The sequence below is a fragment of the Stenotrophomonas sp. KH_052 genome (assembly GCF_057838755.1).
Genome location: NZ_CM174475.1, coordinates 1,737,410 through 1,759,104, shown reverse-complemented (window position 1 = coordinate 1,759,104; position 21,695 = coordinate 1,737,410). Strand labels below are relative to the sequence as shown.

General features: G+C 65.9%; 14 protein-coding genes and 2 tRNA genes. 8 read left to right on the top strand and 8 right to left on the bottom strand.

Annotation, left to right across the window (positions count from 1 at the left end; genetic code table 11):
* The first annotated feature begins 30 nt into the window (after positions 1 to 30).
* Both AC3ITW_RS08125 and AC3ITW_RS08120 read left to right on the top strand, forming a co-directional pair.
* Positions 31 to 107, top strand: a tRNA-Arg gene (locus AC3ITW_RS08125).
* 32 nt (positions 108 to 139) lie between these two features.
* Positions 140 to 216: transfer RNA gene (locus tag AC3ITW_RS08120), tRNA-Arg, on the top strand.
* 598 nt (positions 217 to 814) lie between these two features.
* Here the strand turns inward: AC3ITW_RS08120 and AC3ITW_RS08115 are convergent.
* A complete protein-coding gene (locus AC3ITW_RS08115) occupies positions 815 to 1,735 on the bottom strand; it encodes a LysR family transcriptional regulator (protein WP_049400457.1) in 921 nt (306 codons plus the stop codon).
* 140 nt (positions 1,736 to 1,875) lie between these two features.
* Here AC3ITW_RS08115 and AC3ITW_RS08110 point away from each other — a divergent pair, with 140 nt between their 5' ends.
* Positions 1,876 to 2,577: a pirin family protein gene (locus AC3ITW_RS08110; protein WP_153675284.1), complete on the top strand. Its 702-nt coding sequence runs from the start codon at positions 1,876 to 1,878 to the stop codon at positions 2,575 to 2,577.
* A 115-nt stretch (positions 2,578 to 2,692) separates the two neighbouring features.
* Here the strand turns inward: AC3ITW_RS08110 and AC3ITW_RS08105 are convergent, their stop codons facing one another.
* Entirely contained in the window at positions 2,693 to 4,891 is a 2,199-nt protein-coding gene (locus AC3ITW_RS08105) for a TonB-dependent siderophore receptor (RefSeq protein WP_100434428.1), read from the bottom strand.
* Between the two features lie 147 nt (positions 4,892 to 5,038).
* Positions 5,039 to 5,734 (bottom strand): alpha/beta hydrolase, encoded by a 696-nt coding sequence (locus tag AC3ITW_RS08100; RefSeq protein ID WP_100434427.1) that lies wholly within the window; start codon positions 5,732 to 5,734, stop codon positions 5,039 to 5,041.
* A gap of 184 nt (positions 5,735 to 5,918) precedes the next feature.
* On the opposite strand from AC3ITW_RS08100, the gene AC3ITW_RS08095 reads away from it, so the two are divergent.
* A complete protein-coding gene (locus tag AC3ITW_RS08095) occupies positions 5,919 to 7,058 on the top strand; it encodes an MFS transporter (protein ID WP_012510686.1) in 1,140 nt (379 codons plus the stop codon).
* 81 nt (positions 7,059 to 7,139) lie between these two features.
* Here AC3ITW_RS08095 and AC3ITW_RS08090 read toward each other — a convergent pair whose 3' ends face one another.
* A complete protein-coding gene (locus AC3ITW_RS08090) occupies positions 7,140 to 8,258 on the bottom strand; it encodes an alpha/beta fold hydrolase (RefSeq protein WP_012510685.1) in 1,119 nt (372 codons plus the stop codon).
* Positions 8,259 to 8,443: 185 nt separating this feature from the next.
* On the opposite strand from AC3ITW_RS08090, the gene AC3ITW_RS08085 reads away from it, so the two are divergent.
* The 4 genes from AC3ITW_RS08085 (at position 8,444) to AC3ITW_RS08070 (ending at position 15,327) form a co-directional block, all read left to right on the top strand.
* On the top strand, positions 8,444 to 9,790 hold the full coding sequence (locus AC3ITW_RS08085; protein WP_489390217.1) for a c-type cytochrome: 1,347 nt from the start codon (positions 8,444 to 8,446) through the stop codon (positions 9,788 to 9,790).
* Entirely contained in the window at positions 9,787 to 10,713 is a 927-nt protein-coding gene (locus AC3ITW_RS08080) for a c-type cytochrome (RefSeq protein WP_012510683.1), read from the top strand. The genes AC3ITW_RS08085 and AC3ITW_RS08080 overlap by 4 nt, the downstream gene beginning before the upstream one ends.
* 118 nt (positions 10,714 to 10,831) lie before the next feature.
* The gene (locus tag AC3ITW_RS08075; protein ID WP_100434424.1) at positions 10,832 to 13,210 is read left to right on the top strand and encodes a TonB-dependent receptor domain-containing protein; all 2,379 of its coding nucleotides are present in this window, start codon (positions 10,832 to 10,834) and stop codon (positions 13,208 to 13,210) included.
* A gap of 8 nt (positions 13,211 to 13,218) precedes the next feature.
* Positions 13,219 to 15,327 carry a phosphocholine-specific phospholipase C gene (locus tag AC3ITW_RS08070; protein ID WP_489390216.1) on the top strand — a complete coding sequence of 703 codons (2,109 nt, stop codon included), beginning with the start codon at positions 13,219 to 13,221 and terminating at the stop codon, positions 15,325 to 15,327.
* Between the two features lie 100 nt (positions 15,328 to 15,427).
* Here AC3ITW_RS08070 and AC3ITW_RS08065 read toward each other — a convergent pair whose 3' ends face one another.
* The 4 genes from AC3ITW_RS08065 to AC3ITW_RS08050 all read right to left on the bottom strand — a co-directional run bounded on the left by AC3ITW_RS08065 (position 15,428) and on the right by AC3ITW_RS08050 (position 21,643).
* Positions 15,428 to 17,023, bottom strand: a complete 1,596-nt coding sequence (locus AC3ITW_RS08065) for an alkaline phosphatase D family protein (protein ID WP_100434422.1) — start codon at positions 17,021 to 17,023, stop codon at positions 15,428 to 15,430.
* A gap of 10 nt (positions 17,024 to 17,033) precedes the next feature.
* A complete protein-coding gene (locus tag AC3ITW_RS08060) occupies positions 17,034 to 19,967 on the bottom strand; it encodes a TonB-dependent receptor (protein WP_100468144.1) in 2,934 nt (977 codons plus the stop codon).
* A gap of 141 nt (positions 19,968 to 20,108) precedes the next feature.
* A complete protein-coding gene (locus AC3ITW_RS08055; protein WP_004152963.1) occupies positions 20,109 to 21,131 on the bottom strand; it encodes a FecR family protein in 1,023 nt (340 codons plus the stop codon).
* Positions 21,128 to 21,643: an RNA polymerase sigma factor gene (locus tag AC3ITW_RS08050; protein ID WP_489390215.1), complete on the bottom strand. Its 516-nt coding sequence runs from the start codon at positions 21,641 to 21,643 to the stop codon at positions 21,128 to 21,130. The genes AC3ITW_RS08055 and AC3ITW_RS08050 overlap by 4 nt, the downstream gene beginning before the upstream one ends.
* Positions 21,644 to 21,695: the final 52 nt, after the last annotated feature.

Sequence of the window (21,695 nt, the reverse complement as noted above, 5' to 3'; positions counted from 1 at the left end):
AAATTAGGCAGTAAGTTGATTGTGTACCGCGCGCCCGTAGCTCAGTTGGATAGAGTACCTGGCTACGAACCAGGCGGTCGGGAGTTCGAATCTCTCCGGGCGCACCACACACAGTCAGCACAACAAGTTTATGTAATTGGCGCCCGTAGCTCAGTTGGATAGAGTACCTGGCTACGAACCAGGCGGTCGGGAGTTCGAATCTCTCCGGGCGCACCATTACACCGAAACAGCAGGCCTCGGCCTGCTGTTTTTTTATGTGTGTTTTTCGGCAGGGCTGCGCCCTGCACCCGCAGATGCTTCAAGCCAAGGCAACGGCAACAGCAGAAGCTGGTGTTCCGTGGGATGGCGGGGCGGTGTCGGAGTGCGGGGACGCCGTGAACCCGTCCATGGAGGCTTGGCCGCGGCATCCATGCCGCGGACACCCCGCACTCCGACACCGCCCCACCTCTGACAGATTTCCGCGATCTGATGGATCAACGCCATGCGTGGATGAATCTTCATCGGAATCGAATATTTCGAATCGAGATCGAAAAGCATCCACGCATGGCGTGGATCTACTGTGTCGACCAAGGTCGACACCTACCAACAGCGGTCCATGCCGTTCCGACAGATCGCGGAAATCTGTCGAAGGCGGGGTGGGTCCGGTTGCGGGGGACGCTGCAAGTACGTCCATGTAAGCTGGGTCGCCGCATCCATGCGGCTCACGCCCCCGCAACCGGACCCACCCCGCCATCCCTCAGGAAACCAGCTTCTGCTGTTGCTGTTGCTGTTGCTCCAGCTCGTAGCGGGTGCAGGGCGCAGCCCTGCCGTACCCCTAACCCCGTGCCATTGACTGCCACCACTGCGACAGCAGCTCCGGCCTGCGCAGGCGCTCGCGCCACCAGCGCAGTGCGGCGCCATCCTCACCGGTGCGCCAGGCCAGCCAGAAGGTCTCTTCCGGCTTGTGCTCCTCCACCTCACGGATCACCAGCTGACCACGCGCCACCGCAGCGCGTGCGCACGGCTCGGGCAGGAATCCGAAGCCCACACCCTCGCATTGCAGCTTCAGCTTGCTGGCCATGTCCGGCACCGTGAGCATTTCCTGTCCCATCAACAGGCCGACCGTGCGCGGCAGCAGCCGTCGCGCCGAATCGGAGACCGCGATCGCGCAGTGTTCGACCAGCTGCTCGCGACCGAGCACACCCGGCACTGCAGCCAACGGATGGTCGGGGGCGACCGCGAACACGAACTCCACCGTGCCCAGCGGCTCGACCACGTAACCGCCGCCGCTGGGACCCTCGCCCGGCGCACCGACCAGCAGGTCGGCACGGCGGTCCAGCAAGGCCTCCCAGGTACCGGACAGGGCTTCGCCGATCAACCGCAGCCGGGTCGGTGCCTCGGCCTCACGAAACGCGGCGATGTCCGGGCCGAGCAGCCAGGTCGGGAACACCGAGTCCACCGCCAGGGTCAGTTCGGTCTCCCAGCCCGACGCCACCCGGCGCACCCGCAGTTCCAGCTCCCGGGCCGCGCGCAGCAGGTGCCGTCCTTCGTCCAGCAGCGCGCGGCCAGCCTCGGTCGGCTCGGCGCGCGGGCCGACCCGGTCGAACAGCTGTACACCCAGGTCCTCCTCCAGCTTGGCCACGGTGTAGGAGATGGTCGAAGGCACTTTGTGCAGAGCCTTGCCGGCGCCGGCGAACGAGCCGCGGCGGTCGATGGCGTCCAGGATCTGCAGGGCATCGAGACTGAGTTTGAGCATTCGAATTTTTCGATGATGGCTGTCAAAACTATCCGTTTTTCAAACCCCGGGCGCAAGCGGATACTTCTCTCCAACGGGGAAACACAGCGGCTACCAGCCCACCCCGCCCCATCGAAACCATCGAACAAGGAGATTCCATCATGCTGCAGATCCGCAAGAGCGCTACCCGTGGCCTGGCCGAGCATGGCTGGCTGTCCTCGCGCCATACCTTCTCCTTTGCCAACTACTACGACCCCCGCTACGTCAGCTTCGGCCCGCTGCGGGTGATCAACGAAGACAAGGTGATCGGCGGCCAGGGCTTCGGCACCCACAGCCACAGCAACATGGAGATCGTTTCCTATGTGCTGGGCGGCGCGCTGGAGCACAAGGACTCGATGGGCACCGGTTCGGTGCTGCGTTACGGCGACGTGCAGCGCATGAGTGCCGGCAGCGGTGTCAGCCACAGCGAGTTCAATCACTCCGCCGACGAGACCGTGCACTTCCTGCAGATCTGGGTCTTCCCGGACGCGGAGAACATCACGCCGTCCTACGAAGAGACCCACTTCGCCCCGGAAACCAAGCGCGGCCAGCTGCGCCTGATCGCCTCGCCGGACGGTGCCGACGGTTCGCTGCGCATCCACCAGGATGCCCGCATCTTCGCCACCATCCTCGATGGCGGCCAGAAGCTGCACCACGCCCTCGGCAACGGTCGTGGCGCCTATGTGCAGGTGGCCCGAGGCCAGCTGCAGGTCAATGGCATCACACTGGAAGCCGGTGATGCACTGCAGATCAGCGACGAAGCGCAGCTGACCCTGGAAAACGGCAACGACGCCGAAGTGCTGGTGTTCGACCTGCCGCTGTAACGACAACGCCCGCGATGCCGAAAAGCATCGCGGGCGTATTTGTAGAGCCGAGCCATGCTCGGCTGCGGTTTGACAGCCAGCCGAGCGCGGGCTCGGCTCTACAGCACCACCGACGTCAGAACTTGTACGTCATCGCCAGGCGCACGTTGCGCGGCTCACCCCAGGTATAGGTGCTGTACCAGCTGAAGATCGTGTAGTACCGCTTGTCCAGCAGGTTGTTGACGTTGAGCGTAGCCGACAGGCGATCGTTGAATTCATAGCGCGCCATTGCATCGAGCAGCCAGTAGGGTTGGGTACGATGCACCACCTTGGCCTGCGTGGCCGGGTTGGTGATCTCGCCGAAAGTGGAATCCTGCCAGCGCGCACCACCGCCCAGCGTCAGGCCCTTCCAGTCGCCACGCAGGCGATAGCTGGTGTGCAGGCTGAACTGGTTTTCCGGCTCCAGCGTGGTGACCTTGGCACCAGCCTGGCGGGCGATCTTGTGCGAGAACCCACCCTGCACCTGCCAGCCTTCCGCCAGCTGGCCCGACATTTCAAGCTCGTAGCCCTTGGTACGCACGCCCATCAGCGCGCGATAGGCATCCTGCCCGTCCGGCGTCTTGCCGCCGGTGGGCTGGGCGAAGTTGTCCTGATCTAGCTGGAACAGCGCCGCACTGGCGTTGAAGCGCCCATCGAGGAACTCGGCCTTCAGGCCCACCTCGTAGCTGCGGCCTTCCAGCGGATCCAGCGCCTTGCCCTGCTCGTCGCGTTCGCTGTGCGGCTTGAAGATGGTGCTGTAGCTGGCATACACCGAATAGTGCTCACCGAGGTCGTAGACCACGCCGGCATACGGTACGAACACGCCGGTTTCGCGCGTCTGCGGCGAGCGGTAGCTGGCCAGGCGGCTGCCGACGATCACCTTCAACGGATCGGCCACGTCGAAGCGGCCGACCACGTACAGGCCGTTCTCACGCGTCACTTCGTTGTTGCTGTAGCTGCGCTGCCACTCCGGCTCGGGAATGTCGCCATTCCAGGTTCTGTAGTCCGGCACGGTATCCGGGAACCCCGCCTGCGGGCCGTAGCCGGTGTTGGTCCAGCGCTTGCGCGAGGCGCTGCCACCGACGACCAGCTCATGCTCGCGGCCGAACAGGCCGAAATGACCGCTCAGGTAGAAGTCGGCCGCATTGCTGACGGTCTTGCCAACGTACTTGCCGAGCCACAGGCTGACGCCCTCGCCGGTCAACGGATCGGGATTGCCGGCGGCGGCACCGGCCAGTGCCGCGTCATAGCCGTTGACCTGGTGGTTGAGCTGCAGCTTGGCCACCCAGTCGCTGGCGAAGGTGTGCTCGAGCGTGGCGAAGCCGGTGCGCACATACTGGCGCCAGCCACTCCAGCGCGTGCCGTTGTTGAACGAACGCGGCATGTCATTGAAGTTGCCGGCACTGTCCAGAAGAGGGATGCCACCCCAGGTCGAGCCCTTCGGGTCGCTGTCCATCGCATCGCCACCCACGGTCAGCAGCGTGCGCTCGCCCAGATCTGCTTCCAGCACCGCGTAGCCCACCTTGCTGGTGCGCTGGTAGAAGTCGAGATTGGAATGCTTGTCCTGCCAGGCGCCCACCGCACGACCGCGCACGCGTCCATCGGCGGTCAACGGGCCGCCAACATCGATCTCGGCACGATAGTCGTCCCAGCGGCCCACACCCAGCGTCGCACTGCCTGCGAAGTCCTTGCCCGGCTTCTTGCGTACCAGGTTGATGGTCGCGCCGGGATCGCCCATGCCGGTGAGCAGGCCGGTCGCGCCCTTGAGCACTTCAATGCGGTCGTAGATGGCGGTGTCGCTGAGCGTATTGCCGGCCGAGTAGGCCGAGTCGCGCGACATCGGGATGCCGTCGTACTGGAAGTTCTGCACGGCGAATCCGCGTGCGTAGTACTCAGTGCGCTCGCTGTCGTAGGTCACGATGCTGATGCCCGGGGTCACCCGCATCACGTCATCGATGCCGTCCAGGCCGAAGTCGTCCATCTGTGCGCGGGTGATCACGCTGATGGTCTGCGGGGTCTGCCGCGGGGTCAGCACCAGCCGGGTGGCGGTGGCGATGGTGCCCGGCGTGTAGGCGCCGCTGCCTTCGGTGATGGTGCCGAGCTGGTTGGCGGTGACCTGTACGGTCTGCAGGGTCTGCGAGGCGGGCGCCGGCTTGGCCTTGTCCTCGTCCTGGGAGGACTGGGCGGCCGCGGTGCCGCCGCTCAGCGCAAGCAGCAGCAGGCCCTGGGCCAGCGCACGCGACAGCGGCAGGCGACGTGGAAACGGGAGCGGAAAACGGACAGGCACAGACGACACGACGGGACCTCCACGATCGGGTGGGATCCTCTGGCGGCGGCTGGAGGCGGGATGGGAATGAGGCCGGATGGCCGCAGGCGCAGGAGTTTACTCCCCTGCGCCCCGGCTGTCGTGAGGTGTGCTGTCGCGCGTCGCGAAGGCGCCGGATCAGCCGCCTACGGCGGCACAGGCCTCGAGAATCAACGCAGTCACCTCGGCAGGCTTCGAGGCCAGCGAGGCATGGCTGGCATCCAGTTCCAGAAGACGCTTGGGCTGCATCCGTCCGGCCATGGTCTTCTGGTTCTCCGGCGCGATCATCCGGTCGTGGCGGGACAGCTGGTACCAGCTCGGCTTGTGCTTCCACGCCGGGTCGCTCACTGCATCACCGAAAGTGCTGGCCAGCGGCGCCTTCTGGGTCACCGCCATCACCCAGCCTTCGTCGTCGCTCAGGTCCTGGCAGAAGCTTTCATGGAACGTGTCGGCACGCAGCCACAGGTAACCATCACTGTCCGGCGCCAGGTTCGGTGCCGCTTCCGGCAGATGCTGCTGGGTGATGCCACCGGGGCTTTCGCCAGCATCCGGGGCGAACGCCGCGATGTAGACCAGGCCCTTCACGTTGGCCTCGTTGCCGGCCTGGCTGATCACCGCGCCGCCGTAGGAGTGGCCGACCAGCAGCACCGGCCCGTCGATCTGCCGGATCATTTTCTGGGTACGGCCGGCATCATCGGCCAGCGAGGTGAGTGGCAATTCCACCGCCTGCACGCGGTCATGGCCGTTGCGATGCAGCTCCAGGATCACTTTGGCCCAGTGTGCGGCCCCGCCCCAGAAACCATGGACGAGGAGGATGGTCGGTGTCGTGCTCATGTACGGATCTCCGGCAGCGGCCGGCGGAATGCCGACCGTGTCGCCACTGTCCGCGCAGGGCGTTAATCAGCGGTGACGCATTCGGGTCACTGCAATCGTATGCGTCGCTCGATGTCATGCAGGGCACTTGCCGAACCAGTCTGAAAACGTTTTCATGGATGATCCTTGGAGCTTCGCACCGCGCATGACGCCCTCATCCCCACGTGCCCAGCAGCACGCCACCCGTGCCGCCTTCTTCATTCCCGGATTCGCCACCGCCGCCTGGGCGCCGATGGTGCCCTATGCCAAAGCCAAGGCCGGGTTGTCCGATGCCAGCCTAGGCGCGGTACTGCTGTGCCTCGGCCTGGGCTCGTTGCTGGCGATGCCGTTGGCCGGTGCGCTGACCGGCCGCCTCGGCTGCCGGCGGCTGCTGATGGTGACCTGCGCGATGGTGCTGCTGGCATTGCCACTGCTGGCGCTTGCGCCCTCGCCTTTCGCGCTGGGCGCTGCTCTGTTCGTATTCGGTGCCGGCGTGGGCGCGATGGACTGCACGGTGAACATGCAGGCGGTGGCGGTCGAACGCGACGCCGGGCGCGCGATGATGTCCGGCTTCCACGCCTTCTACAGCATCGGTGGTTTTATCGGTGCCGGCTGCATGACCGGCCTGCTGATCCTGGGTACGCCGCTGTGGCTGGCCGCGCTGGTGTCGGTGGCGGCACTGCTGCTGGTCGCGGCGCTGTCGGCGCCTCACTGGCGCCCACAGCGGATCCTGCACGAAGGGCCGCTGCTGGCACTGCCACATGGCGTGGTGCTGTTCATCGGCGTGCTGGCCTTCGTGGTGTTCCTCGGCGAAGGTTCGATGCTGGACTGGAGCGCGGTGTTCCTGGCCGAAGTACGGCAGGTGCCACGCGACCAGGCTGGCGCCGGCTTCGCGCTGTTCACCCTGGCGATGACCGCGATGCGCCTGTTCGGCGACGGTATCGTCGAACGCCTCGGCCGCACCCGCACCATGGTCTTCGGCGGCATCACCGCTGCGGCCGGTTTCACCCTGGCCACGTTGGTGCCGTCATTCCCGGTGGCGCTGGCCGGCTACGTGCTGGTCGGGCTGGGCTGCGCCAACATCGTGCCAGCGCTGTTTTCCATGGCGGGCCAGCAGCGGGTGATGCCGGAGAGCATCGCCATCACTGCGGTTACCACGCTGGGGTACGCCGGCATCCTCGCCGGCCCGGCAGCGATCGGTGCACTGGCACACGCCACCAGCCTCGGCTTCGCCTTCCTGTGCGTGGCCGCGCTGCTGCTCGGTGTAGCCGCGTCGGCGCGCTCACTGGCACGGCGCCTGCCCTGACAGAAAAAGGGGACGGAGGGGATTAAGTCGTTTCTGCCCTGGGTGTGCTGCAAACGACTTAATCCCCTCCGTCCCCTTTTTTCAGCTGCGCGTCAGCCACTCGGCCTGGGCCGGCAGCTGGGGAGCCGGGCAGGCACTCTGCGGATGGTGCTCGTCGCGCGCCATCCAGTCGTCGACCACACCGGCCAGCAGGTCCAGCCGCAACGGCAGGGTGATGTGGTCCTCGCCGCGCATCTCGATGTAGTGCGCGCGCGGATTGGCCTGCGCCAGTTCGCGGCCCTGGCTGACCGGGATGTGCTGGTCGCCCTGCCCGTGCAGCAGCAGTACGCAGGCGCGGGTATCGGCCAGCGCGCGCGCCACATCCACACGGTCGAGATCGACGTCGATGCGGCGGCTTGCCGCGGCGACCACCTGGTCGATGTCCTGGCCACCGTAACGCCAGCGCGCGTAGGAGGCTACCGCCTGCGCCTTCAACCCTTCCGGCTGCAGTCCCATCAGGTGCGGGATCATCGTGCGGATGGCCACGCCGGCATTGGCGAACGACTCCATCGCTACCACGCCTTCCACCTGGTCGCCGAGCTTGTCGGCGGTGAATACCGCTGTGGCGGCGCCATAGGACACGCCGAACAGGTACAGCGGGCCGGTCACTTCACCACGTGCACGCAGCTCGCTGATCACATCGACCACGTCATCCGATTCATAGGTGCCATAGCCGGACGGACCGGCACCGGACTGGCCGTGGTTGCGCAGGTCGAGGGTGACCACGCGGTAGCCGGACTCCGCCAGCTGCAGCGACCACGGCAGCATCGAATCACCATTCATCATCCAGCCGTGCAGCAGCACCACGGTGCCGCGCGGTGCCTGCGCGTGGAAGGGCTGTGGCACGGCCAGGCTCAAGCCGGTATCCAGCGGCAGGCCATTCTCGTGGCGCTGCGGCAGGTAGTGATAGCGCGCACCATAGTTGCCCGGATCGAACACGCGCCAGAAGATCGGCACGCCATCGCGCCCCGGCGCGAAGCCATGGCGGTTCGGCAGTTCGGCGATGGCCGCGGCTATGCGCGGGCGATCAAGCAGGGTCGACACGCCACCCGGCGCGATCAGCCGATCGGCAAGCGAGGTGGACGAGGCATTGATCGAGGATGAGCATGCAGCCAGCCACAGGCCGGCGCACGCCAGCAGCAACAGCAGCAGGCGCTTCATATCACGTCGTAGGGGTGAATCAGACAAGTTGTGACGTTAACGCCCCAATAGACCGGCCATCTATCGCGCGCGGATGACGGCTTGATGACAACGCAGGAACGATTCAGCTTGGTGTACAAGCTGTATCCGTTCAGTCATTGATCCGGATCAATGAACGCGCGTGCGCGATTGCCCACAGTGCCGCCATGCGCACCTCGTTCAAGCTCGCCATTGCCCTGGCCGCCACCGTGGCCGCCGCCTACGGCATCGCCCGCACCACGCCCTACTGGTTCGCACCGCGACAGGCGGCGCAGGTCGACATCCACGATCCGGCGCTGATCGCGCAGGGGCAATACCTGTCGCGTGCTGCCGACTGCGCGGCCTGCCACACAGCGCCGGGCGGCAAGCCGTTCGCCGGTGGCCTGGGCATACAGACGCCGATGGGCACGATCTACTCGACCAACATCACGCCCGATGCGGACACCGGCATCGGTGCCTACGATTACGCCGACTTCGAACGCGCGGTGCGCCGGGGCATCCGCCACGATGGCCAGCCGCTGTATCCGGCGATGCCATACGCCTCGTACGTGATCGCCAGCGACGCCGAGATCAAGGCGCTGTACGCCTATTTCATGGGCTCGGTGCAGCCGGTGAAGCAGGACAACGCCGACAGCACGATTCCGTGGCCGGCCAACATGCGCTGGCCACTGGCCTGGTGGCAGCTGCTGTTTGCACGCCCGCGTACGTTCAACCCGGATCCGTCGCTGGATGCCAGCCAGCAGCGCGGCGCCGAACTGGTGGAAGGCCTGGCCCACTGCGGCGCCTGCCACACGCCACGCGGCCTGGCGTTCCAGGAAAAGGCGATGGCCGATGATGGCAGCCGCCAGTACTTGTCCGGCTCGGTGCTGGAAGGCTGGTATGCGAAGAACCTGCGCAACGAATCGACCGGCCTGGCCAGTTGGAGCGAGGGCGAGATCGTCGACTTCCTGCGCACCGGCCGCACTGATCGCTCGGCGGCCTTCGGTGGCATGGCCGATGTGGTCGAGCACAGCACCCAGTACCTGTCCGACGCCGACCTGTTGGCGATGGCCCGCTACCTGAAACAGCTGCCGGCGCGCGAGGGCCGCAGCGCACAGTGGTCGCCGGGTACCAACACCACCACCGCCGCGCTGCGCAGTGGTGACTATCGCGTGGCCGGCTCGCTGGCCTATGCCGAGCATTGCCAGGCCTGCCATCGCGCCGACGGCCGCGGCATGCCACGGGTCTACCCGGCGCTGGCCGGCAACTCGATCGTGTTCGCCGATGATCCCAGTTCGCTGGTGCAGGTGACCCTGATCGGGGGCCGCACCCCGCATACCCCGCACGACCGCATGGCGTTCACCATGCCCGGTTTCGAGCAGCTGCCGAATGCACAACTGGCACAGATCCTGACCTTCATCCGCAACAGCTGGGGCAACCAGGCCAGCGCGGTCAGCGAGGTCGACGTGGCGAGGATGCGCCGGGTGGTGCGTGACAAGCCGGTGCATTACGTTCCGCAGGAGGCTGCACGATGAAGCGTTCGCGCAAACGTTCCCGCCTGCTGCTCGGCAGTGCGATCGTTGTCGTGCTGCTGGCCGGTGCCGGCACCCTCGCCTATCGCCATCTGTACCCGGACCTGGATGCCGCCGTGGCCAGCACGATCGACATTCTCGATGCGCAGGGCACGGTGGTCGGCCAGTACCACGCCCCCAGTGCCGAAGAAATTGCCGGGCTGGGCAATGCCGGGTCGGTGATGCTCGGCCGCCGCCTCCTCAACGAGACCGCGCGGCTGCTGCCGGACAACGTCGGCAACGATCTGAACTGCAATTCGTGCCACATGGCCGAGGGCAAGCGGCCGTTCGGCAACCACTACTTCAACACGGGTGGTGGTGCCTACCCACGCTACATGCCACGGCCGGGCAAGGTGATCGGGCTGACCGAGCGCATCAACGGCTGCCTGCAGCGCTCGATGAACGGCAAGCCGCTGGCCAAGGACGCGCCGGAAATGCGCGCCATGCTGGAATACATGACCTGGTTGAACCGCCCCGTTCCCGAAGGCGCGCGCGTGGCGGCACCCAGCGAAGGGCCGATCGACAGCTCACTGACACCTGATCCGATCCGCGGCCAGGCGCTGTACGCCGCGCAATGCGCCTCCTGTCATGGTGACAACGGCGAAGGCCGACGTGATGCCAGCGGTGATATCGCCTTCCCGCCGCTGTGGGGTGACCACAGCTTCAACATCGGCGCCGGCATGGCGCGCCTGTACAAGGCCGCCGGTTTCGTCAAGCACAACATGCCACCGGCGGTGACCCGCGAGCCCCCGCTGGGGCAGCAGGTGATGCCCGACCAGGATGCGGTGGACATCGCCAGCTACTTCATCAACCAGCCGCGTCCGGATTTCGCCAACAAGGCCAAGGACTGGCCGCGTGACCCGAAACCCAAGGACGCGCGCTACTGAGGCAGGCGGCCGCAGGCACCGGCCGTCACACAACACGGTTCCTGCATCTGCGCGTCATGCCGATGTCATTGGCGCTGCCGACACTCCGGGGCTTCACTCCCCTCAAGGTCCGGTCTCGATGCGAACGATTGCGCGCTTTCCCCGTGTCTCCCTGCTTGCCCTGCTGATCGCCCCCGCACTGGATGCCCTGGCCGAAGCACCGCAGGGCGACGCGGCCGAATCGCGCAGCAGCGATGCCCGTACCCTGGACCAGGTGCAGGTGATCGGCCAGGCCACCAGCTACGCCAAGACCTCGGTACGTGCGGAAACGTTGAACCGGCAGACCGTGATGAGCAGCGTCAACGACGCACTCAATGAAGTACCCGGGGTGGTGGTCAGTGAAGCCGACGCCACCGGTTCGTCGGTGTGGGGCACGCAGATCAGCATGCGCGGTTTCGTCACCAATCGCGATACGCAGCAGATCGGCACCACCATCGATGGCCTGCCCAATGGCGGCTCGGGCTACGGCGGCGGCTCGCTGGCCAACCGCTACATCGACACCCTCGATCTGGAAACGGTGGAAGTCAGCCAGGGCACCGCCGACATCTCCTCGCGCTCGAACGAGGCCCTCGGCGGCACCCTCAACTTCCTCACCAGCGATCCGCTGCAGGACAGCCGCCTGCGTTTCGTGGTGGGCGCCGGTGACAACGAGGCCCGCAAGTACTACGTGCGCTACGACACCGGCCTGCTTGGTGGCCATACCCGCGCCTGGGTCAGCGCTTCCTCCGCGCGCGTGCACGACTGGATCGACGGCAGCGGCAAGACCAGCAACGACCACATCGCCGGCAAGTTCATCACCGAACTGGACCGTTGGACCCTGACCGGCTACCTGTCCTACAACGATGCCGACGAGCCGGAGTACACCAGCGTCTCGCCGAAGGGCTTCGCCACCAACCCGGACCGCGACAACCTGGTCGGCACCCTCACCGGCATTCCGTACCTGGACCAGAACTACCGTTCCGGCTCGCGTGCGCTGCGCGAGAACACCTTCGGCTACCTGCGCGCGGCCTTCGACGGCGGCAACGGCTTCAAGGCCTCGGTGGCGGCTTACGGGCACCGCATGGAGGGTCGTGGCGACTGGCTGCCACCCTACCTGGCCCAGGTCAGCGATGATGGTGCCGGTCGCCCGGAGTCGGAGTACATCGGTGGAAAGACCGTGTACGGCGGCAGCAACCGCGGCCAGATCTTCTTCGTCAATCCCGATGGCAGCGCCGCACAGCGCCTGGCCAGCTGCACCCCACGGCTGGGCTTCACTGCCGAGTACGACCCGAACTGCTACGCCGGCAACGTGCTGGGCGCGCAGTCCTACCGCCACACCCACTACGACAACAACCGCAAGGGCGTGACCGCCGACGTCGAGTGGCGGCAGACCTTCGGTGCCGTCGACAACACGATCCGTGGCGGCCTGTGGGTGGAGAAGCTGGACCGCTCGGCGCGCCGCGACTGGCACCGCCTGCTCAACGTCGGCCAGGACATCGCCTTCGACCACCAGCCGTACTGGGTGCAGTTCGAGGACAAGTACAAGGTTGATGAGCAGATGTACTACGTCGAGGATGTCGCGCGCTTCGGCCCGTTCAGCGCGCGCCTGGGCGTGAAGCAGTTCTTCGTCGACCAGTCGCGCCGCCGCGTGATCGGTGCCAATGAGCACGTGAAATCCGATTCCAAGTCCGATCCGCTGCTGTCCACCGGCTTCACCTGGGCACCGGGCGTGGAAGGCATGGAATTGTTTGCCGGCTTCTCGCAGAACTTCGCCGCCATTCCTTCCGGCGTGCTCGGCGAGACCGATCCGCAGCGCTTCCGCAATGTGGAACCGGAAACCGCCGACAACATCGAAGTCGGCATGCGCATCAGCCGCTGGCCGCTGACCGCGTCGGTCACCCTGTACAACATCAAGTTCGACAATCGCATCGTCTACCTGCCGGCCGGCTTTGTCAGCGGCATCGACTACCTGGGCGAGACCGACGGCGTCTACGAGAACTTCGGCGGCGTTGAGAGCAACGGCCTGGAAGCCGCCTTCGGCTACGGCTGGGACAATGGCTGGCGACTCAACGCTGCCTACACTTACAACCGCTCCAAGTACCTGGGCAGCGGCGATGCCGCGCGCGATACCCAGCTGGGCATCGTCGACGGCGCCAAGGTGATCGGACAGCCCGAACAGACCCTGGTGCTGTCGGCCGACTGGCAGGGCGAAAACTGGAACTTCGGCCTGTCCGGCCGCTACCTGGGCACGCGCTACCTCGATGCCGCCAACGTCAACAAGCTGCCCTCGGCCACCGTGTTCAACGCCAATATCGGCTTCGACCTGCAGGGCCTGTCGCCGCGCCTGAAGGGCATGGGTGCCAACCTGGTGGTGAGCAACCTCACCGACAAGCGGTATCTTGCAGGGGTGGATGGCCGCGACAACGCCTTCATCGGCGCACCGCGTACCGTCGGCATCTCCTTCCGTGTGGACCTGTGAGTGAACCCGTGACCGATATCGGCCGACGCCGGTTGTTGCAGGCCGGCGCTGCCGCCGGCCTTTCCCCGCTGCTGCCCAGCATCGCCCGGGCTGCTGCGATCGCACCTGCCGCGCAGACACGCAGCCTGGAAGACCTGCAGCACATCGTGGTGTTCATGCAGGAGAACCGTTCGTTCGACCACTACTTCGGCACGCTGCCGGGGGTACGTGGCTTCGGCGACCGCTTCGTGGCCCCGGCCGCTGCGCTGCAGGCCGGTGGCCGCGCGCGCAGCCTGTGGCTGCAGCCCGATGCCAGCGGCCAGCGCGCGATCGCACCGTTCCCGCTGGATACCGCTGCGCACTTCGGCTACATGCGGGTGGAGGGCACGCCGCATACCTGGCCCGATGCACAGCGCGCCTGGGACCATGGACGCATGGGGCAATGGCCGAAAGCCAAGCAGAACCACTCGATGGGCTACTTCCAGCGCAGCGACCTGCCCTTCCAGTTTGCCCTGGCCGATGCCTTCACGATCTGCGACGCCTACCACTGCGCGATGCAGGCCGGGACCAACCCGAACCGGGTGTTCCTGTGGACGGGCCACAACGATGCGGCCGCGCGCGCCGGTGGCCCGGTGATCGCCAACTCGCACGACAACTTCCCGGAACATGGCGGGCATCCGGCGTCGTACCGATGGAGCAGCTATGTCGAACGCCTGCAGAAGGCCGGGGTGTCCTGGCAGATCTACCAGGACATGGCTGACAACTTCACCGACAACCCACTGGCCGGCTTCGAGTCTTTCCGCCAGGCCTACCGTGCTGCGCCGGGGCATGACCCGCAGCTGCGCGCGCGTGGGGTCAGCACGCGTGGGCTGGCACACCTGCGCCAGGACGTGGTCGATGGGCGCCTGCCGCAGGTCAGCTTCATCATCGCCGACGCGGCCGGCAGCGAGCATCCCGGCCCTTCCAGCCCGGCCCAGGGCGCGGCCTATACCGCTCGCGTGCTGGATGCACTGACCGCCGATCCGGAGGTCTGGAGCCGCACCGCCCTGCTGCTGATGTTCGACGAGAACGACGGCTTCTTCGACCACATGCCGCCACCGGCACCGCCTTCACCGGAAAACGGTGGCTGGGCGGGTGTGTCTTCGGTCAGTACCGAAGGCGAGTATCACCGTCATCCGGCACCGGGGGATGAGAAGTACGACGCCGCAGAACTGCGCGGTCGCCCGTATGGGCTGGGGCCGCGCGTGCCGCTGTACGTGATCTCGCCCTGGAGCCGCGGTGGCTGGGTCGATTCGCAGGTGTACGACCACACCTCGGTCATACGCCTGATCGAACGCCGCTTCGGCGTGGCCGCCGCGGACATCTCGCCATGGCGCCGCGCGGTCTGCGGTGACCTCAGCAATGCCTTCGACTTCGCCCAGCGTGATACCCGCCCGTTCGTACGCGGCCTGCCCGACGTGAGCGCCGTTGCCGCACGTGCTGCCGCCCTGCCTGGACGCACCGTGCCGGCATTGCCGGAGGGACTGAAGCCGGCGAAACAGGAAAGCGGCGTACGCCCGGCGCGTGCCCTGCCCTATCGGCCGCAGGCATCGATCGCCGCCCTCGACGCATCGGGCGTGGATCTGACGTTGTCCTGCGAAGGTGCAGCGGCGGTGCTGCATGTGTACGACCGACTGCGGCTGGGTGCGGTGCCACGCCGCTATACGCTGGTACCGGGCACGCCGCTGCGCGAACGCTGGGCGCTGGATGCACAGGGGCGTTACGACCTGTGGCTGCTTGGCCCGAACGGCTTCCACCGTCACTTCCAGGGTGCTGCCAAAGGGCCCGTCGTGCAGGCGTCGGTCGAGCGCGTCGACGGCCAGCTGCGGCTGCACCTGCGCAATCTCAGCGATGCCGCACAGCAGCTGCGCGTGCATGCCGGCGCCTATGCCGGGCACATGCCGGAACAGACGCTGGCGCTGCCGGCGCATGCAGAGACCGCACTGGCGTGGGATGCAGCGCCTACCGCGGGCTGGTATGACCTGCAGGTCGGCGCGGGTGAGAGCATGCTGCGTCTGGCCGGGCGTGCCGAGGACGGACGCCCAGGCACCAGCGACCCGGCGATGGGCAACGAGCCATTGCGGTTCGAGCACGATTGAAGGATCTCTGTAGAGCCGAGCCCATGCTCGGCTGCTTTTCCGGTCAGTTATCGAAGAGCAGCCGAGCATGGGCTCGGCTCTACAGGGTAGACCGGTAGATTCAGGCCTCCTGCAACCCCGGCCGGCCGTGTTCCACCGCGTAGCGCTTCCAGCTCTGCACCGTTCCGTTCGGCTGCATCACGGTATCCAGCGTCTTCATGTCGCCGATCCACGCATCACGGGTGACATCGCACAGCACATAGCCACGCTTGTCGGTGGTCGCCTTCAAGTAAGGGCTGTGCGCAAGCTGGTTCTCGGCATATGCATCCACGCCCTGGCCGTCGGCACCGGAGGTGATCGAGGTGGCGAGGAATTCGCTGGAGACCACGCCTGAATCACGATGGTCCTGCACCAGGTCGCTGGCGTAGTGCCGATGCGCGTCGCCGCAGGCGGTCACTACATTGCCGAAGCCAACCTTCTGGATGTGGTCAAGCAGGCGCCGGCGGCTGTCCAGATAGCCCGACCACTGGTCGTCGGACGACTGCACCACACCATCCTTCTCGCGCATGTAGTTGCCCAGTGCCACTTGGTGGGCGATGGTGTGCCAACGTGGCGTGGCATCGGCCAGTCCGTCGAACAGCCAGCGCTCCTGCTTCGCACCGACGATGCTGCGCGCCGGTGATTCCACTTCCTCACGCAGCGCCATGTTCACCTGCTTGCTGCGGTACTGGCGGGTGTCGAGCAGGTGCAGGTCCATCAGCGTGCCATAGCTGGCACGCCGATACATCTGCATGTGGCCGTTGCGGGGAAGCGCCGATCGACGCAGCGGCATGTTCTCGTAGTAAGCCTGGAAGGCCTGTGCGCGGCGCAGCAGGAACACTTCGCTGGGGGTGTCGTCCTGGTCTTCGGCACCGGCCCAGTTGTTGTCCACTTCATGGTCATCGAAGGTGACGAACCACGGTGCCGATGCATGCGCGGCCTGCAGGTCGGAATCGCTCTTGTACTGGGCGTAGCGGCGACGGTAATCGTCCAGCGTATAGATCTGCGGGCCCACATGGTTGCGCAGGTTGGTGAACGGCTGGCCGTTCATCCGGCGCGCGCCCGGTTGGCTTGCGCCCTCGTAGATGTAGTCGCCGTAGTGGAAGACGAAGTCCAGCGGCTCCTCGGCGATGCGCCGCCACGCGGTGTAATGGCCCTCCTCATAGTGCTGGCAACCGGCCACGGCGAAACGGACACGATCAACCGCAGCGCTTGCTGCCGGCAGCGTGCGGGTGTGGCCCACCGCACTGGCGTGGCCGCCCACGCTGAAGCGATACCAGTACGGACGGCCCGGTGCCAGCCCGTCCAGCTCCACGTGCACGGCATGGCCAAGCTCGGGGTGGGCCATCGCCGAACCCTGGCGCACCACCTTGCGCATGCCATCGTCGGCCGCCAGCTGCCACTGGACCGCCATCGGTTGTGTCGGCATGCCACCACCGAACACCAGCGGCTCCGTTGCCAGGCGTGTCCACAGCACCATGCCATCGGCCGAGGGATCACCCGAGGCCACGCCCAGGGTGAACGGTGTACTGGCGAACCGCGGCGAGGCCAGCAGGTTGCGCGGGTTCAGCGCGGTGGCATCAGTCTGCGCGGCCAGCGCCCGTGCCGTGCCCATCCAGGCGCCGGCGGCGGACAGACCGGCCAGGGCCAGGAATCGCCTGCGATTGATCGTATCCACGGGTGCGCCCTCAGTTGTAGATGATGTGGAAGTAGAAGAAGCGGCCGTAGTCGTCGATCTCGGTGCGGAAGCGACCGTTGGGACCAGTGCTGTAGGTCGGCTGCGTGTTGAACAGGTTCTTGGCCTCGTACTTCAGCGTCACGTGCTTGCTGACCTTGTGGCTGAAGGCCATGTTGAAGGTCATGTACGGGTCGTAGTACGAGTCCAGCCACTGGGTATCACCGAAGTCGACCAGCATCCGGCTGCGGTAGGTGCCGGACATGCGCAGCTGTGCGCTCTTCCACGGCATGCGCCAGATCACCGACCCATTGAGCGACCAGTCCGGCTGGTACAGCAGGCGGTCCAGGCGGCGCTCGCTGCCATCACTGATGCGGTAGTTGGTCTGGCCTTCCAGCCGCGTGGCGTTGAAATACATATCAAAGCGCTGGCGGCCCCACTGCAGGTTGCGGTTGGCCACCGCGAACTCGACGCCGCGCAGCTTGGACGCGTCGGTGTTCATCGGCTGGGTGACCCGGTAGCGGGTATCACCCACGTTCTCGAACGTGGTCAGGGTGTAGATGTCGTCCTTGATCACTTTGTCGAACAGCGCGACCGAGACCAGTCCGTTGTTGTCGTTGAAATACAGGTCCCAGGCCAGGTCGATGTTGGTGGAACGGCGCGGCTGCAGGTTGGCGTTGCCCTGTTTGATCGTGCAGAAGCCCCTGCCCTCCTCGTCATCGCCACAGCTGGTGCTGGTGGCCTGGGCGATGTTGCTTGGCGTCGGCCGGCCCAGGGTGCGGCTGGCGGAGAAGCGCAGGCGCTGGTCGTCGGTCAGCTTGAAGGTTGCGTTCAACGACGGCAGCAGGTTGTTGTAGCCACCACTGGTCCTGCGGAACGCGGAGGTATAGGTGGCACCGCCATCATCACTGAAAGGGCTGAATGCATCGAAGGTGGTGTGGTCGTAGCGCAGGCCACCGATCAGCAACAGCCGATCCCAGGCATAGTGCGCGGAGACATAGGCATTGGTGATGTCCTCAACGTACTTGTAGTCACTGGTGAAATCGGCATTCGGATAGGCCGCGTCGTTGCCGCCAAGCGTGGGCGCGAGTTCGTCATTCCATTTGCTATTGTCGATCAGCGGAAAGCCCGGCACGCTGCCCAGCAGTGTCGAGCCGGGGTACAGATAGTCGTTCAGCGTCGCGCTGCTCTTGAAGTAGTCGAAGTCGATGTCCTGCCAGATCTTCAGGTGGCGGTATTCGGCACCGGCAGCCAGGCCGAAGCCGCGCGCATCGGCATCAATGTTGTAGCTGAAGTCGGCGCGCAGGTTGTCGATGCTCTCCTTGGCATCACGCGGCGAGACATAGGCCTGTGCCGGGTTGAGCTTGAACGCGGAGCTGGTCAACAGGCTGGAATCGGACACCGCCACCGCGTTGGGGAAGCCGTGACTGTCGTTCTCGAAGTCGACGAACAGGTTGCTCGGGTAAGCGCGTACACCCCAGTAGACCTGGCTGTTGTGGAAGGTTTCTTCGGTGTGGCCGCCACGCAGGGTCAACCGCGAACGGTCGCCGATGTCCCAGTTGAAGCTGGCGATGGCGCCGCGATTGCTGCGATCCCAGCGATCATGCCGGTTCTTGATGTAGATGCTGTTTATCTGAGTGGTGCCGCTGTCATCGGTCTGGTTGCGGATCGGAAACTTGGCGTTGCCATACAGATCGGTCTTGTTCATCGTCGAGTTCTCGTAGAACCGGTACGAGTACAGCAGCAGCGACGCGTAGAACGGATCGTCCGACGGTTTCCATTCCAGCTTGGCCGATCCACCGAAATTGGTGATGAAGTTGGTGTAGGTACCGGTACTGAAATTGCCGGGCGCACGCAGCCCGTTCCAGCCCTTGGCCTCGTCCGGCCCAGTGGTGCCGTCGGTGAGGTACTTGCCGGCGTCGTTGTAGTAGTAGTTCGACTCCACCCAGCGCTTGACGCTGTTGCGCGAACGCTGCTCATAGCGGGCCACCGCAACGATGCCGAATTCCTGGTCGGCGCCGAACTGGTTGGAGAACACCATCTTGGCGCTCTTGCCGAAGTGGCCGAGGGTCTGGTGGTTGCCACCGGCGCTGCGCTCGACGTTGGTTTCAGCGGTGGAATAGATGCCGGCGATATCGGCGAACACGTACTTGCCGGACCGGTCGAACGCGCTGCGGCTGATGATGTCGATCACGCCGCCGATGGCATCCGGCGCCTGCTCGGCACTGAAGCTCTTGTAGATATCGGTGCGGGTACCGATGTCGCTGGGAATCAGCTGCAGGTTGTTCATGCGCTCACCCGAGCCACTGCCACCGACACTGGCAATCGCGATGCCATCGATCGTCGTGTAGTTGAGGTTGGCCTGCACACCACGCACCGTCACGTAACGCGGCTCGCCGGCGTCTTCCACCGCGCTCAGCCCCGGCGCGGCCATCAGGCTCTCGGCCAGGGTTTCGTCGCCGTAGCTGTCCATCTCGTCGTAGACCACCGAATCCTTGATCACCGGCGAGGTCTTTTTCTGGTCGATCACCTCATGCGCGGCAATCACCTTCACCGTGTCCAGGGTCGGCGCCACCACCGCCTCGGCCTCGCGCGGCTTCGGCGCGGCCGGCTTCGGTTCGTTGCGTGCGGGCGCCGGATCGATGGCGATGACGTTGCCGTCCACCACGGTGTAGCCCAGGCCGGTTCCTGCCAGCAGCGCGTCCAGTGCCTGCTTGACGGTCGCACCACGCGGCACCGCCCCGGCCATGCGTGCTTCACCGCTGCCCGAGTACAGGAACTGCACGCCGGAACTGCGCGACAACTGCTCCAGCGCACGCGCCAGCGGCTGCGCCGCGATCGGAGCCGGCACGCGCGCCTCGAGGCCATCGGCAGTGGCCGCGGCTGCCAGCGGTACGCTGCAGGGAGACAGGGCGAGGATGATCGACAGGTAGAGCGTGTTGCGCATCACGGGTCCTTGGAAGAGAGAAGGCAGCAGGTGCCGCTGAGCGATTCGACAGCGGCTTCTCCCATGTAAGAGCCCGCTTCCACCGAAGTGGAGAACGCGGATTCGATGAATCTTTTCTGACAGCGCACGGCCACGCCGGCCTCAGCGGCTGCCGACCCGCATCGTGTCACCCTCGCGGCGGACGACGAAGCGCGGATCGCGTTCGAGGAACGCCTGCAGCGCCCCAATGCGATGTGCATCCAGGCTGCCGGAAAGCCGTGCCGCTGCCGCGCCCTCGTCCAGCACGCGCACCTGCACCTGGTTGTGACGGTTGAAGGCGGCAGCCACTTCATCCAGCCGCTCATCAAGGAAGGACACCTTGCGCTGCTGCCAGTCCAGCAGCATCGACAGCGGCACATCCAGCGACTCCACCGCATGGCTGCGCGCGTCGACCTGCACCACCCGGCCTTCGCCCAGCTGCGCAAGACGCGTTGCATCCCTGCCCTGGCTCCACACCTCCACTTCGCCGGAGACCACGCCGATGCGCGTGCCCTGCAGGCGTCGCGAGACGTCGAATACGGTGCCGATGTCACGGATCTGCAGCCCGTTCACCTGCACTTCGAACGGACGGCGGTCGCGGGCGATGTCGAACGTGGCCTCGCCCTGCAGCAGCTCCACTTTGCGGCTGAACCAGCTCATGCGTACCCGCAGGCGGCTGTCCGCGTTGAGCCGCACCTGGGTCTGGTCAGGCAGCACCAGGTCGCGCAGTTCACCGTGGTCGGCGCTGTATAGCTGTTCGGTGGGCATCAACTGCGGAACCAGGCCCACGCCGAGCAGGGCGACACAGGCTGCGGCAGCCACCGCCCACCAGCGCGCGCGGCCGCGACGCGGTGCAGCGCGCGACGCGGCGGGCGCGCTACCGAACAGCGGCACCACCTTGGCGGCCGCCTGCCGTGGCGGCGCCTGCGCCTCTTCAGGCAATGGCGATTGCAGCGCTGCACCGACCTGCCGGTGCAGCGTGAGAGCGTGCATATAGGCGCGCACGTGTTCGGGCGAACGCTTCATCCAGTGCAGGAACGCAGCGCGCTCGGCCTCGCCCATACTCCCCTCTCGATTGCGCAGGAACCAGTCCTCGGCCTCACGGGCGATCTCATCGTCGGCCGCACGCAATGGATGCCAGTTCATCTGATCTCCCTGGCGCCCAGCGCCTTCCTGCAGGCCTCCAGCCCCTTGCCGATATGCTTGCGCACCATATGCACCGACACCTGCAGCTGCTGGCTGATTGCCGGGCAGTCCAGCCCGTCGCGGTAATGCAGCTCCATCACCCGCCGCGTCGTCGCAGGCAGCCGAGCGATGGTGCTGCGGATACCGTTCCAGCGCTGCGCGCGCTCGAACTCGCCTTCGATGTCTTCTTCGCTTTTCAGCACTTCCGCCAGTAGATCAACGTCTTCCAGCGGCGGCAGCGACGAACGTGAGCGTGCATGCTCGCGCGCCAGGTTGGCCGCGACGGCGAACAGGTAGGCTTCCGGATTCTCGATCGCTGCGGCATTCTCGCCGGTGCTGTGCAGCAGCCGCAGGTAAACCTCCTGCGCCAGATCCTCGGCATCTTCGCTGGCAGAACCCCGGCGCAGGAAGAAGCCGCGCAGCAGCCGCCGCCGCAGCGCATAGCTCTTCTCCCAGATCCTCACGCTGTTCACGGCCGGCCAACCACCCCAAGGCTGGAAAGCCCCGCAGGGTGACGGCCATCGA

What these genes read in the sequence shown, in the direction of transcription:
- AC3ITW_RS08080 (WP_012510683.1), top strand. Translation starts at nt 9,787, where the DNA reads ATGAAGCGTTCGCGCAAACGTTCCCGCCTGCTGCTCGGCAGTGCGATC.
- AC3ITW_RS08090 (WP_012510685.1), bottom strand. Translation starts at nt 8,258, where the DNA reads ATGAAGCGCCTGCTGCTGTTGCTGCTGGCGTGCGCCGGCCTGTGGCTG.
- AC3ITW_RS08085 (WP_489390217.1), top strand. Translation starts at nt 8,444, where the DNA reads ATGCGCACCTCGTTCAAGCTCGCCATTGCCCTGGCCGCCACCGTGGCC.
- AC3ITW_RS08075 (WP_100434424.1), top strand. Translation starts at nt 10,832, where the DNA reads ATGCGAACGATTGCGCGCTTTCCCCGTGTCTCCCTGCTTGCCCTGCTG.
- AC3ITW_RS08055 (WP_004152963.1), bottom strand. Translation starts at nt 21,131, where the DNA reads ATGAACTGGCATCCATTGCGTGCGGCCGACGATGAGATCGCCCGTGAG.
- AC3ITW_RS08100 (WP_100434427.1), bottom strand. Translation starts at nt 5,734, where the DNA reads ATGAGCACGACACCGACCATCCTCCTCGTCCATGGTTTCTGGGGCGGG.
- AC3ITW_RS08110 (WP_153675284.1), top strand. Translation starts at nt 1,876, where the DNA reads ATGCTGCAGATCCGCAAGAGCGCTACCCGTGGCCTGGCCGAGCATGGC.
- AC3ITW_RS08095 (WP_012510686.1), top strand. Translation starts at nt 5,919, where the DNA reads ATGACGCCCTCATCCCCACGTGCCCAGCAGCACGCCACCCGTGCCGCC.
- AC3ITW_RS08060 (WP_100468144.1), bottom strand. Translation starts at nt 19,967, where the DNA reads ATGCGCAACACGCTCTACCTGTCGATCATCCTCGCCCTGTCTCCCTGC.
- AC3ITW_RS08115 (WP_049400457.1), bottom strand. Translation starts at nt 1,735, where the DNA reads ATGCTCAAACTCAGTCTCGATGCCCTGCAGATCCTGGACGCCATCGAC.